This window comes from Rhizobium sp. 862_C5_N1_2 (assembly GCF_051811205.1).
In the GTDB taxonomy this organism is placed as follows: domain Bacteria; phylum Pseudomonadota; class Alphaproteobacteria; order Rhizobiales; family Rhizobiaceae; genus Rhizobium; species Rhizobium leguminosarum.
Genome location: NZ_JBPWPT010000001.1, coordinates 2,569,436 through 2,582,222, shown reverse-complemented (window position 1 = coordinate 2,582,222; position 12,787 = coordinate 2,569,436). Strand labels below are relative to the sequence as shown.

15 protein-coding genes are annotated in these 12,787 nt (G+C 62.0%); 5 read left to right on the top strand and 10 right to left on the bottom strand.

All coding sequences use genetic code 11. From position 1 onward, the window contains the following. Positions 1-6: 6 nt before the first annotated feature. The 4 genes from ftsZ to ACD590_RS13075 all read right to left on the bottom strand — a co-directional run bounded on the left by ftsZ (position 7) and on the right by ACD590_RS13075 (position 4,157). Complete coding sequence (gene ftsZ, locus ACD590_RS13090; protein ID WP_012758070.1) at positions 7-1,026, bottom strand: cell division protein FtsZ; 1,020 nt, start codon at positions 1,024-1,026, stop codon at positions 7-9. A gap of 258 nt (positions 1,027-1,284) precedes the next feature. Further along, on the bottom strand, positions 1,285-1,935 hold the full coding sequence (locus ACD590_RS13085; protein ID WP_439002722.1) for a hypothetical protein: 651 nt from the start codon (positions 1,933-1,935) through the stop codon (positions 1,285-1,287). 150 nt (positions 1,936-2,085) lie between these two features. Then, positions 2,086-3,471 (bottom strand): sensor histidine kinase, encoded by a 1,386-nt coding sequence (locus tag ACD590_RS13080; RefSeq protein ID WP_439002721.1) that lies wholly within the window; start codon positions 3,469-3,471, stop codon positions 2,086-2,088. Then, a complete protein-coding gene (locus tag ACD590_RS13075; protein WP_439002720.1) occupies positions 3,468-4,157 on the bottom strand; it encodes a response regulator transcription factor in 690 nt (229 codons plus the stop codon). Before ACD590_RS13075 ends, ACD590_RS13080 begins: the two co-directional genes overlap by 4 nt. A gap of 145 nt (positions 4,158-4,302) precedes the next feature. Here ACD590_RS13075 and ACD590_RS13070 point away from each other — a divergent pair, with 145 nt between their 5' ends. Then, positions 4,303-4,791 carry a hypothetical protein gene (locus ACD590_RS13070; protein WP_247265153.1) on the top strand — a complete coding sequence of 163 codons (489 nt, stop codon included), beginning with the start codon at positions 4,303-4,305 and terminating at the stop codon, positions 4,789-4,791. Between the two features lie 69 nt (positions 4,792-4,860). Beyond that, a complete protein-coding gene (locus tag ACD590_RS13065; protein ID WP_047621180.1) occupies positions 4,861-5,274 on the top strand; it encodes a hypothetical protein in 414 nt (137 codons plus the stop codon). Positions 5,275-5,393: 119 nt separating this feature from the next. On the opposite strand, the gene ACD590_RS13060 is transcribed toward ACD590_RS13065, so the two are convergent. From ACD590_RS13060 to ACD590_RS13050, 3 genes are all read right to left on the bottom strand, one after another. After that, positions 5,394-6,380, bottom strand: a complete 987-nt coding sequence (locus ACD590_RS13060; RefSeq protein ID WP_193443599.1) for an aldo/keto reductase — start codon at positions 6,378-6,380, stop codon at positions 5,394-5,396. Between the two features lie 177 nt (positions 6,381-6,557). Continuing rightward, on the bottom strand, positions 6,558-7,094 hold the full coding sequence (locus tag ACD590_RS13055; RefSeq protein ID WP_193443601.1) for an ATP-binding protein: 537 nt from the start codon (positions 7,092-7,094) through the stop codon (positions 6,558-6,560). Between the two features lie 107 nt (positions 7,095-7,201). Beyond that, positions 7,202-9,214, bottom strand: coding sequence for a BTAD domain-containing putative transcriptional regulator (locus ACD590_RS13050; RefSeq protein WP_439002719.1), 2,013 nt, complete (start codon positions 9,212-9,214; stop codon positions 7,202-7,204). A 176-nt stretch (positions 9,215-9,390) separates the two neighbouring features. On the opposite strand from ACD590_RS13050, the gene ACD590_RS13045 reads away from it, so the two are divergent. The 3 genes from ACD590_RS13045 (at position 9,391) to ACD590_RS13035 (ending at position 10,882) form a co-directional block, all read left to right on the top strand. Then, the gene (locus tag ACD590_RS13045) at positions 9,391-9,654 is read left to right on the top strand and encodes a DUF1127 domain-containing protein (RefSeq protein ID WP_439002718.1); all 264 of its coding nucleotides are present in this window, start codon (positions 9,391-9,393) and stop codon (positions 9,652-9,654) included. Positions 9,655-9,973: 319 nt separating this feature from the next. Continuing rightward, on the top strand, positions 9,974-10,354 hold the full coding sequence (locus tag ACD590_RS13040) for a VOC family protein (RefSeq protein ID WP_439002717.1): 381 nt from the start codon (positions 9,974-9,976) through the stop codon (positions 10,352-10,354). 45 nt (positions 10,355-10,399) lie between these two features. Beyond that, entirely contained in the window at positions 10,400-10,882 is a 483-nt protein-coding gene (locus tag ACD590_RS13035) for a cupin domain-containing protein (protein WP_439002716.1), read from the top strand. Positions 10,883-10,984: 102 nt separating this feature from the next. On the opposite strand, the gene ACD590_RS13030 is transcribed toward ACD590_RS13035, so the two are convergent. The 3 genes from ACD590_RS13030 to ACD590_RS13020 are packed head-to-tail and all read right to left on the bottom strand — an operon-like array spanning position 10,985 to position 12,751. Further along, positions 10,985-11,329 carry a response regulator gene (locus ACD590_RS13030; RefSeq protein WP_128400411.1) on the bottom strand — a complete coding sequence of 115 codons (345 nt, stop codon included), beginning with the start codon at positions 11,327-11,329 and terminating at the stop codon, positions 10,985-10,987. A 1-nt stretch (position 11,330) separates the two neighbouring features. Further along, entirely contained in the window at positions 11,331-11,879 is a 549-nt protein-coding gene (locus ACD590_RS13025) for a sensor histidine kinase (protein ID WP_439002715.1), read from the bottom strand. Continuing rightward, complete coding sequence (locus tag ACD590_RS13020; protein ID WP_439002714.1) at positions 11,768-12,751, bottom strand: PAS domain-containing protein; 984 nt, start codon at positions 12,749-12,751, stop codon at positions 11,768-11,770. Before ACD590_RS13020 ends, ACD590_RS13025 begins: the two co-directional genes overlap by 112 nt. Between the last annotated feature and the right edge of the window lie 36 nt (positions 12,752-12,787).

Below are 12,787 nucleotides of genomic sequence, written 5' to 3'. Positions count from 1 at the left end.
CTGCGCTTACTGCAGCGTGCGCGTCTGGATCTGTTCGGCGGCGTGAGGCGCGGATGCGGGCAGCGGGCTGCCTTCCAGGCCGGTCGCTACCACCGAAACGCGGAACTTGCCGTCGAGGCTGCGGTCGAAGATCGCGCCGACGACGATATCGGCGTCTTCCTGCACTTCGTCACGAATGCGGCTTGCCGCTTCGTCCACTTCGAACAGCGTCATGTCCGAACCGCCGGAGATCGAGATCAGTACGCCCCTGGCGCCCCGCATCGAGATATCGTCAAGAAGCGGGTTGGCAATTGCCGCTTCCGCCGCCTTCATCGCGCGGCTTTCACCGGAGGCTTCGCCAGTGCCCATCATGGCGCGGCCCATGCCTGACATGACCGACTTCACGTCGGCAAAATCTAGGTTGATCAGGCCTTCCTTGACGATCAGGTCGGTAATGCAGCCGACGCCGGCATAGAGCACGCGGTCGGCGGTCATGAAAGCATCGGCGAACGTCGTTTTTGCATCGGCGATGCGGAAAAGGTTCTGATTGGGAATGACGATGACCGTATCGGCCGCCTGGCGAAGCGCCTCGATGCCGATTTCCGCCATCCGCATGCGGCGGTTGCCTTCAAAGGTAAAGGGCTTGGTGACGACGCCAACCGTCAGGATGCCTGCGGCACGCGCAGCGCGGGCGATGACAGGTGCAGCACCCGTGCCTGTGCCGCCGCCCATGCCGGCGGTGACGAAGCACATGTGCGAGCCGGCCAGGTGATCCATGATCTCATCGAGCGACTCTTCGGCAGCCGCATGGCCGACCTCCGGCAACGAACCGGCGCCGAGACCCTCCGTCACATTCGCGCCAAGCTGGATGCGGCGCGTCGCCTTGGAGGTGGCCAGCACCTGAGCGTCCGTGTTCGCAGCGACGAATTCGACGCCCGCCAGCTTTTCCGCGATCATATTGTTGATCGCATTGCCACCACCGCCGCCGACGCCAATGACTGTAATATGCGGCCGTAGTCCAGAAATGCCGCTCTTGGCGTCCGTCATCGCGCTCTCCTTTGATGCTTCGTTCATGCCCACCCTCGTTTGCGGACGGCGAATCGTGCGTCCACGATACGCGAGCAACAAGGCAGAGGCGAGGCGAAAGACGTCGCGACGGGAGCGGTGATAATCGGGATGGGGCTTGATGGCGGCATTGAGGGAGGGAGCGTTGTGCCGGGAACTGACAATTGCGCTTCAGGCATAAGGTCCTCCTCCCAATGTTAACCCATGCCAGTCCTACGCTTAACAGCGCAGAGTGAGACACTATCCGCTTTTGAATTCAGCCAGAGCGGGGTCGAAGATGACTATTCCCCGGTTCTCCCATTCATCAGGATTGAAATCAGAAAGAAAACCATCGGGGGTAGGATACAAACATCTTACAATCGGACCGGTGGGAAGCATCTGCAGGTAGAAAATATTCTCGAAGACTGGAGCCGGATTGAGTGCTTTCAGCTTCATTTTGGCCAACGCAATAGCCTGGTCGGGCGCGTCAAAGGGCTCGTGGGTCGGATAGATCAACAGGTGAGTAGGGATTGACACAACCTGATAGTGATTGGACTTGCTTGTAACGCGCTCGACCAACACCTCTGCATACTGGCCAAACGTCCGAAGCTTGTTTCCGGATTTGAACGGGTTTCCTTCGCCGTCGTGCAGCACAAGCTCCGTTAGTTCGAGCTTTACCCGCCCGCCCGGTAGGTCAAGGGTGAAGTCGACGTCGTTCTCGGGATTCTGATGCCACCGGAACGCCACACCAGTCTTTGTCTTCCAGGCTTCGGCAAACAATTCAACCACGCGGAGTTCAATGGCGTCTTTGCTTGTCCCTAGCAGGTCACGCAGGAATTCGCCCGAAGCGTTTCCATCGTCCTCAACTATGACCCGATAGCGTCCTTGGTTACCGGTCGGCTTCTTCGCCATTGTGTTTCCTCAAGGTGAGCGAATTTTTGTAGAATTCAATGACGATTCTTTCTGGGAAAGCGGCGACGATGCTAACGTCTTCGTTTGCCAAAGACACCAAAGGCTTCAAGAACTTGTAGCATTGCATCAACCGTCTAGGCGATGCGGGCGTCAACTTCCTCCCGAAGCAGCGACGTGTGTTACCGCCACCGGCAAACATAGCACACACCTCAACCCCACCATCCCATTCGCCTCCAACACCAGCGACCCACCGTAAAGCCCCGCGAGCTCGTTGACGATGCTGAGGCCAAAGCCGTTGCCGGGGACGTGTTCGTCTTCGCGGACGCCCGGCAGGAGGACGGCGGCGAGGCGGGCCGGGGGGATGCCGGGGCCGTCGTCTTCGATGGTGATGCGGGCGGTCGGGCCGTCGCGGCGGGCGCGGAGGGTGACGCGGGAGGCGGCCCATTTGAAGGCGTTGTCGATCAGGTTACCGAGCATTTCCTCGACATCGCTTTCGTCGCAGGCGACCCGCAGGCCTTGGGCGATATCGGTGTCGAAGGCGATCTTGCGTTCGGCATGAATCTGGCCGATCGCCCGGTGCAGATCGGCGACCGATGCCGCCATCTCAGTGCTGGCGACATTGTCCGACGAGGCCATCACCCGGCGGGCGGCGGCGAGGTGGTGCTTGATCCTGTTGTCGATCCGGGCCGCGAGGCTGCGCAATGCGCCTTGCGGATCGTTTTTCTCGTCGAGCGCCAGCAGCAGGCTCGCCACCGGTGTCTTGAGGCCATGGGCAAGGTTGGCGAACTGCATGCGTGTTGCCGCCAGCCGCTCTTCGTTGGCCGCCAGCAGCGTGTTGGTTTTCAGTGAGAGCGGCGTAAGCTCGACGGTCGCCTCATCGGGCAGGCGGGCGCGTTCGCCCCGGTTGATGGCATCGATATTGGCCGCCATGGATTTCAGGGGGCGCAGGCCGAAGCGGATCTGCCAGAGCGTACCGGCCATCAGCACGAGGCCGAGCAGCAGCATACAGGGCACAAGCCAGAAGAGCGCGCGGAGCGCCGGACCGACGAGGGCGATCATTGGTGCCGTCGCGGTGATCGTCAGCGTCATGCCGTCGATGCTGCGCACCGCCTGGCGAAGATAGAGCGGCCCTCTTCCCCGATCACCGCCGCTGCCTGATGTCGGCATGCCCATCAGCACATGACGCAGATCCTGCCGTGGCGGCGGTGCGTCTATCGTGCCATTCATCAGGGAGCGGGAGGTCAGGCGTTGCCGCCCGTCGTCGATCTGCCAGTACCAGCCGGAGGAGGGGCGATCGAAGGGCGGCGCATCGAGCGGCGTGGAGAGGGCGATCCTTCCCTCAGCGTCGCGCGTCACCGCGCCGGCAAGGGCGCCGATCTGGATGTCCAAACGCTGGTCGAGCTGCTCGCGCACCACCGTTTTCAGCGCCAGCCAGAGCACGATGGCGGCCACAGCGAGCGCCAGCGTCACGAAGATGCCGGAAAACATCAGCAGCCGGCCGGCGATCGATCTCGGCTTGAGGGACGGGGCCTTCATGGCGCCACTGCTGCCGTCAGCATATAGCCGCGGCCGCGCACCGTCTCGATTCGGCCACGCATCGTCTCGATGCGATCACCCCCGAGCTTCTTACGCAAGCGGGCGATGATGACTTCGATGGAATTGGAGTCGACTTCGGCATCGCCGTCATAGACGCGCTCGGTGAGTTCGCGCCGGTCGACGATCATCTCCTTGCGCAACATCAGACAGGAGAGCACCCGCCATTCCAGCGCCGTCAGCTTCAGCGGTAGTCCGTCGAGCTCGAAGGTGCCGAGCTGCGCATCGAAGACCAGTGCGCCGCAGACGAGCCGCGAGGCGGCATGGCCGGACGCCCGGCGCACCAGAGCGCGCAGGCGCAGCACCAGTTCTTCCACCTTGAAAGGTTTGGCGAGGAAATCGTCGGCGCCGGCCTTGAAGCTCGAGACCTTGTCCGGCCAGCCGTCGCGGGCCGTCAGCACCAGAACCGGCAGATTGCGATCGCCCTCGCGCCAGCCATTCAGCACGCTGACGCCATCGATCTTCGGCAGGCCGAGGTCAAGGATCGCGACATCGAAGAGTTCGGTGAGCCCCGCATGGAGAGCGTCCTCGCCGTTGCGCGCGATATCGACGACGAAGTTTTCCGATCGCAGCACGGCGGCGATCCGGCCGCTGAGGTCTTCATCATCTTCGACGAGCACTACGCGCATGGGGCAGGGCTTTCATCGAAGGGTATCTCTGGGGACGGGCCAAAACTATCGGGCCGAGCTTAACTCAATCTGAACGGAGAGGTTCAGGCAGGCGAGGGGGTGTGGCGGTTAGATTGCCGCCATTACTGAAGCAAGGAGCAGATATATGCCTGATGAAGACCAGGACAACGGACATCCCGAAGGCGCCGCCACGCCTATGCCGCCAGGATACCGCCGGCGCCGGCTGGCGATCCCCGTGATCGCGGCCGCCGTGGCGCTTGTCATCGGTGCTGCCGGGGGCGCCGGCGCCGTGAAGATGATGCGTCCCACGCCTGAAATGGCGCCGCTGACGCCCGTGGCGATTTCGGCCATGCCGGCCACCAGCCTCGTCACCATCAAGGGCAAGGTCGCCGAGATCTACGGCAACAAGTTTGTGCTGCAGGACGACAGCGGCAGGGCGCTTGTTGAAACGGGCCGGGCCGGCGAGGGTCGCGCTCTCGTCACCCCGGATGAAGCCGTCACCGTGCAGGGTCGCTTCGACGATGGCTTCGTGCATGCAAGCTACCTCGTTCGCCAGGACGGACGAACCGAAGCGCTGCGACCGCCGAAAGGTCCGCCGCACAGACGGTTTGCCGATTTCGATCACAGGCCCTGACGGGCGTGAACCAAAGCCGCGCTGCGGTGTTTACAGACACGCCTCATAACTCCGAAAGGAAAGCTTCTCATGCAACGACTTCTCCTATCAGGCCTTGCCCTTGCCGCACTGGCTGGCACCGCCTTCGCCCAACAGCCGCCCGCTCCGCCATCCGCCGGAACTCCACCGGCAGCGGCCGAACCCGGCTCGCCGCCTCCGCCGCCATCTCCGTCTGCCTCTGATGACGATGAGCAGATGACGGACCGGCCGGATGCGCGGCCGGGAGATCGCCCCGATTACCGCTGGCATGGTCGGAGAGGCGACATGGGCTTCCGTGGTTTCCGCGGTCATCGCCCGCCGCCACCACCGCCGTCCAAGGCAGCCCATTTCCGGATTGAAGACGGGAATACCCAGATCGATCTCAAATGCGCCGAGGATGAACCGATGAAGGCCTGCGCCGATCTGCTGCTCCAGGTGATGGACCGCCTGCAGAGCCAGGACTGATCATCCGCGCCTGAGGCGGGTGCCACACGATGATGCAACCGTCCGCGATTTCTCGCGGGCGGTTTGCGGGTTTCTCGAAGACGTCAGCGACTGGGGGCCAACGGGCATTGGCCTTCGGCTCACCGCGTGACGCGGGCTGCCGATGTTGCGGAGTAGCGATCGCCGTGGACCTCGATGCCTGAGAAGACCGCGTCGATCTCGGCCAGTTCCTCCGATGTGAAGGTGATGTCGGCGGCGGCGATATTCTCTTCCAGCCGGTGCAGCTTGGTGGTGCCGGGAATGGGGACGATCCAGGGCTTGCGCGCCATCAGCCAGGCGATGGCGATCTGGGCCGCAGTCGCGTTCCTGCGGCCGGCAATCGCCTCGATCGCATCGACCACCGGCTGGTTTGCCTTGCGGTTTTCGGCCGAGAGGCGCGGATTGGTCTTGCGGTGGTCGTTGCCGCCTTCGAAACTGGTGTTCTCATCCATCTTGCCGGTGAGGAAGCCGCGGCCGAGCGGGCTATAGGGCACGAAGCCGATGCCGAGTTCTTCGACGATGGCCAGGATTTCCCGTTCCGGGTTACGCCACCACAGCGAATATTCGCTTTGCAACACGGTGACGGGCTGCACGGCATGGGCGCGGCGGATAGAGTCGGCATCGGCTTCGGAGAGACCGAAATGCAGCACTTTGCCGGCGCCAATCAGATCCTTGACCGTGCCTGCCACCTCTTCGATCGACACGGCAGGGTCGACCCGATGCTGGTAGAAGATATCGATGCGATCGGTGCGAAGCCGCGTGAGGGCTTCTTCGACGACCACTCGGATGCGTTCCGGCCGGCTATCCAGGCCCACATCAGGCCGGCCCTCCTTGAAGCCGAATTTCGTCGCGATCACCACCTCATCACGGATCGGCGCCAGCGCCTCGCCGACGAGATCTTCGTTGGTGAACGGCCCGTAGGCCTCTGCCGTGTCGAAGAAGGTCACGCCCCGCTCATGCGCCGCCCGCAAGAGCGCAATGGCATCGCCACGCTCCATCGCCGGCCCGCGATGATAGTTCAGCCCCATGCAGCCGAAACCGATCGCCGAAACGTCGGGGCCTCTTTGGCCGAGCTTGCGTTTGATCATGCGGATGTCCTCCTCAGGTTTGATCGTAACCTAAGGGCAAAGGCTGGTATCGATTAGCCGGTGATATCGGCATGGGCTTATGAATTGGGTTCATGAATGTCGCCCGACGAACTGGAAAGCGGCGAATTGCAAAGGGCGGGCGAGGGCTGGTTTGCGCTGAAGGCCGATGGCGTGACGTCATGACGCCAGCCGGAAGGCTCCGCTCTGCACGGCTTCGATAACCGCGCCCAGCGTCTCTTTCCTGTCGTGCCCATCCGTCGACAGAACATGTCGCTCAAACGCACCCAGCGATGAGAACTGTCGATGGAGCTCTGCAATAGGGCCGGGATCGGTCAGCGTATCGCCGCCACGCTCCCGGCAGCGCCGGATGGCGACATCGAGCGGCGGACGCAGAATGAGGTAGTGGAGGGGTGCCGCGATTTTCCGGAACGGTTCCAGGAACCACGGCCCGACAATGCCGTCCACGACCACGAAGTAGCCGCCGCCGGCATAGCCCGCCGCCGCCTTCGTCAACACGTCGACGACAACGATATTCTGTTCATGAGCTTCCGGCAGATAGGGCGGGATCACGCCGTTCTTGATGAAATGCCAGAAGTCGTCGGAATGAAGATGGACCTTCGGCGAGCCGGGCTCGCTGGCAAGCGCCTCGGCCGTCGTGGTTTTTCCCGAGCCCGGCGGCCCGGTGAGAATGAGAACTTCGCCCGTGTGATCCATCGCGTGGCAATTTCGCACGAAGCAGCATCGTTTCGCAATTAGCCGATAGGCGGTGGGTAATAGCTCGGTATGCCCCCTTCGTTCCGATGACGCCGCTGAAGCGGCAGCTACTCCGGCAGTCCCGCCATCCTGAGAGCCTCAATATATCGATTGCGATCGTCCGGTCGCCGGAATGGTGGCAGCACGTCGGCGAGATTGGAAAGCCGGAGGGCGGGGTCCATCAGGCACAGGCGAGTGATCGTTTCCCCGGCTTGCGCAAGCCGTCCGGCCATGGCCTGGCCCGCCGCCATCACGCGCATGGCGCTCGGGTAGTTCGGCTGGTGCCGTAGCGATTTTCCCGCCCAAGCGGCGGCGTCGTCATAATGGCCAGCGCAAAAATGCGCGAGGCCGGTGTTGAACTGCCAGGCGAACAAGCGCGGATCCAAAGGGCTGAGGCGCATGGCAAGAGCTGCGTGTTCGACGGCCTTATCGGGCTCACCGAGGCAGGCCTTCACCCAGCTGCTGACGCCGAGCGCAGCGGCCAGGTTCGGGTTGAGAAAGACTGCGCGATCGATGCAGGCCGCACTGTCGTCAAGGTCACCGCCGACATAACCGATGACATATCCGCCGTAAGTGAGCGCAACCGCATCGTCCCAGCCGAGTTCGACCGCTCTGCGGGCCAGCCGGGTGGCTTCGGCGGTTTCCTCTGCGGGATTGAGCATCCAGCCGTTGCTCTTTCGGGTGGCGTAGCAGCGCGCCGCTCGGGCATGGGCTATGGCGAATTCCGGGTCACGCTCGATCGCCTTCATAAAAAGCCGTAGGGCCTCGTCGATGACCGATCTGTTGGTGATCGTCCGGTCGAAGGCCGCCAGGCCGCGGAGATAGTAGTCGTAGGCGTCGAGGCTCTCGGTCGGCTTGCGTTTGGCGCGCTCGATCTCAGCCTCCTCCACTTTCGGCGTTATGGCGCCGACGATGCTCGAGGCGACCTGATCCTGAAGATCGAATACATTCGCCAGGGTTCCGTCAAAACGATCGGCCCAAAGATGTGTACCGGTCGACGTATCGATGAGCTGCCCGGCAATGCGGAGGCGGTCACCCGTCCGGCGCACACTTCCTTCGACCACATAGCGTACGTCCAGCTCGCGTCCGACCTGCTTTATGTCGACCGCCTGACCTTTGTAGGTGAAGCTCGAATTCCGTGCGATGACATAGAGGTGGCGGAATTGAGCGAGCGCGATGGTGATGTCCTCAACGATGCCGTCGGCAAAATATTCTTGCTCCGCATCACCGCTCAGATTCTGAAACGGCAATACGGCAACCGATGGCCGGTCGTGATGTTTCGCCGGGGCTGGGAAGACCTGCGGCTGTAAGGCCACGTCGAGGCTGGGTGCCGTCCGCTGATGTTCGGATCCCTGGCGCGATTGCAGCGAAGCGGCCAGGGAAAAGGTCTCTGCCTCGGGTTCTGCCTGAAGATGCTTCTTCAAGAACGCCCGACAGGCTTCGAACTGGCGCAAGGCCGCGTTTTCGTGACCCCTGAGAGCGTGGATCCGCATCAGCGCCCGATGGGCGGCCTCCACGGTCGGGTCCACAGCCAGCAGCCTCTCGGCGAGCCCTTCGCAAGCCGATTCTTCCGCGGAGCCCGGCTCGGAGAACGCGAGGCTCAACCGCTCCACCAGCTGCAGCGCCTTGCGTTGATATGTGCTCCGATAGGGTCCAAACCACTCATCCAGCCCGTCCGGAATGGCCTCGCCTGCGAGCACCTCGCCGCGGTAGAGATCGGCGGCGAAGGCGAGATCGGCCGTCCGACCGGCCTCCAGTTTACGGTCGAAGATCGAAATGTCGGTTTCATCAGGACCTGTTATCAGCGCAACGGTCTCCTGATCCCCGTCGATGTAGACGGCGGCATCTCGCGCACTCGGGAACGATCGTCTGATATCCACCAGCGCCTGCCGCAGGCTATTGCGGGACTGCTGACTGCCTCGTCCCGGCCAGAAGGCTTCGGAAAGCAGTTCCCTGCGATGGCCACGGCGGCCTGCAAGCGCCAGGGCAGCAAAAAGAAGTGACGTCTTGCGCGTGGTGAAGCGGATTTGCCGGTGCTCCCGGGACGTCACTTCAAGGCCACCCAGCAACCTGATGCGCACAGATCGTCTCCCAGATTTCGGCCGCCACCGCAGAATAGCATTTCGGCAGATAGATTTAACACCGATTTAGCGGCGGCTTGTCGAAGTTTTCCTGGTCGTTCACGCTGAACCGAACAGCCGCAATACGTCCGCGTGTCAGCCTCCCATCTGCAAATCTCACAAATGGGAGACTGAAAATGGCTCACACGGAAACTCACGCCGGCATCAGCGCGCCGAAAGGACAGTTGTTCGGGTTCAGGTCCAACAGCGTCGCAATGATCGTCGCTGCCCTGAGGAAGTGGCAGCGGAGCGTCGCAAGACGGAAAGCATTGGCAGACATGACGCCCGACCAACTGAGGGACATCGGCCATCCCCGGGATGACATCGGTCATCCCCGGGTCAATCGACCCGTGCTCGAAATCAAGGCAGGGCTGATGACGGAGTTGATGTCGATGCGATAGTCGGAACGTTCCACCGTGCGGACGCGTCGGCTGTCGGTCGACAAGGCGAGGATCCAAGGCGCAAGCTTTGACCGAAGGCAATCATTGATTCCTCCCAGGATGTAATGCCGATCGATTTTCAGCATGCACAGCCCCGTCAATGATTGGCGGGGTTTTTTGCTGTTCGGCGGCAGGTGGGCTGTGGGTGTGGGCGAGTCCGCTCTGTCGGGGCAGGGGACTGCTGATCTAGCATTCCCCCTTCGCCATCAGAGTCGTCGCTTTTTTCCGCCGCGGCGATTTCGACTATGATGGGGCGCTGGAACGATAGGGAGGGCACGGCATGATCGATCATATCACCATCGCAGTGAGTGACCTTGAGAAGAGCAAGCTGTTCTATGAGCGCGCTTTCGACCCTCTGGGTTATCGCCTCTCCTTCGGAAAGGAGGGCGTGTTCTGGGCCTTTGATGTCGGCGGCAGTCTGTTCGAAATCCAGCGCACTGACGACAAGCCGCCTCTGACGCGTGTGCACGTTGCCTTCCGGGTTCGGAGCAGGGCGGAGGTCGAGGCGTTTTATCGGGCCGCGCTCGACGCCGGCGCTCGGGACAATGGCGCGCCCGGCCCGCGGCCGGAATATGAAGAGAACTATTATGCCTGCTTCGTTCTCGATCCCGACGGATACAATATCGAAGCGATGCTCAATGAGCCGGTGCCGCAAGGGTGAGGCGCAGGGCTCCGCCCAAAGACTGCAATCGAGGGGGAGGTGGATATGTCGAGTTTCAGGAACGCCGTCGTCTCTTTGCCCGGCAAGGAGCGCGTGGCGAGGACGCCCTTTGGCGCGAGGATCGTCATCCATGCCACGGCCGCCGAGACCGGCGGCGCGTTCGGGATGTGGGAAACCTTCACACCGCCCGGTCATGGCCCGGCCCCGCACACGCATACGCGGGAGACGGAAGTCTTTCGGGTCATCCGCGGGCTCTATCGATTCCAATGCGGCGACGAGGCGTTCGACGCGCCTGTGGGAACCGTCGTCGTTCTGCCGCCACATGTGCCGCACAGCTGGCGAAACATAGGCGACGAACCCGGCCAGATGTTCGGCACGGTCAAGCCAGGCGGCTGCGAGCAATTGTTCATCGATATCGAGGCTTTTGGTGCTGATACGCCCGAGAAAATCGCGGTGATCGAAGCGCGACTGGGGATCATCAACGACATCACGCTGGCCCTCGGATTGACAGGCCCGCAACCGCGCTGATCGATCATCAGGGTGTTGATCGGATCCTCAGCCCTGCGCCATCGTCCGCCACAACAAGTCTCATTGGGGCGGCTTTTGGCTGGGCGTCGGCCCTCTTGGGTCTCAGCCGACAGTTTCGATGACAGCGGCAAGATCGGCAGTTGTGAACGGCTTGGTCAGCACCGGCCGGCCGGCAAAGGCGGGATCAATACCCGCTGGCCCATATCCGGTTGCAAAGGCAAACGGGATACCGCGCTGCTGAAGGACTGCCGCCACCGGGAATGACTGATGCCCGGCGAGGTTCACATCGAGAATGACGAAATCAAGATTACCGTCGCCGGCAACCTCCAGCGCCGTGGGCAAGCGCGCGGCTGTCGCGACCACTTCGTGACCGAGGTCCATGAGCATGTCCTCGATCATCATGGCGATGGTCATTTCATCTTCAACGACAAGGACGCGTTTGGCCATGTCATTCATTCCGCAGACGGTCTGCGGGAGCGTCGAGACGGAAGGAAAAACCCGTTTCGGCGAACGAGATATCCACACTGCCTCCGGTCTCCGCGGCAAGGCCGCGCTGGATGAGGACCGTGCCGAATCCCTTCCTTTTCGGCTGCTCGACACGCGGTCCGCCATGTTCGTCCCAGTCTATGCGGTAGCGTTGCGTTCCGTCGTCGATGATTTGGAGGGAGCATTTGACGCTGACGGCGCCGCCATCATTCGACCATGCGCCATGACGGACAGCGTTTGTGCCGAGTTCGTGAAAGGCCATGGTCAGCGCCAGGGCCGTTTTTGCGGAAACCCGGATATCGTCTCCGGTCAGCTTCCATCGCTCGCCGTCCGGCCGATGCGGAACGGTCGCCTGGTCGAGCGTCTGTTTCAACGACGCGCTGCTCCACAGTTCGCCTGTCAACAGATCATTGGCACGGCCGAGCGACACCAGCCGCGCCGTGAAACTGTCCAGTGCACGAGGGATGTCTTCAGCATCGCGGAAGGTGCGGTACGCAAAAGCCTGCACCATCGCCAGATTGTTCTTAACGCGATGGTTGAGCTCATGAACGATAAGTTCCAGCTGTTGCTGCTTGCGTCGCCGCTCGGTGATATCGGTCGCGGCCCCAAACCATTCGACGTACTGCCGTCGGCCCGCCGGACGCGATGCTCACATTCGAAAACACCCTTGCTTGTGATGGCCTCGTCGATCACCGCCTGGATCGCGGGAATGTCCTCGGGAAACAGATAGGCCTCCTGCCACGCGACAGTTGGATTGGCCGTGTCTGCGAGAACGTTGCGCCCGTCGAGCTGCTGCATCTCCTTCCAGTCGGCGCTCATACGGTAGACGATGTCGGTCGTCGCGGTCGTGAACGCCCTGAACCTCTCTTCGCTCTCGCGCAGCCGACGCTGGGCAAGGACGCTTCTCGTGGTTTCGACGACGATCGCGATGACGCCGGCGGGTTTTCCGCTTTCGTCGAGGACGGGGGAATAGTCGAGGTTCATCCAGGCAGGAGCCGGACTGCCGTGGCGCAACAGCGTCAGCTCCTGATTCTCGTAGGCGAGTGTTTTCCCTGACAGTCCGACTTTCATTACATTGTCATTAAAGTCGGCAATTTCGCTCCAGCCCTCGCGGACCTTCGAACCGAGAAGATCGGGATGACGGCTGCCTGCGAACACGGAGTAGGCGTCGTTATAGATCATCACGCCGTCTTCGCCCCATAGAAGAACGATTGGCACGGGTGAAAGCAGGAGCATGTTGGTGGCCGTCTTCAGACTTTGCGGCCAGAGGTCGAGAGGACCGAGCGGCGTTTTGCTCCAGTCGCGGGTCTGGATCAGCCGGCCAATTTCCCCGCCACCGACAGGAAAGCGAGCTGTGAGTGGCTGAGGGGATTCGGAATCCAAGGCTCGCTCCAAATTTTGATGGTGTTTCTAATTAGC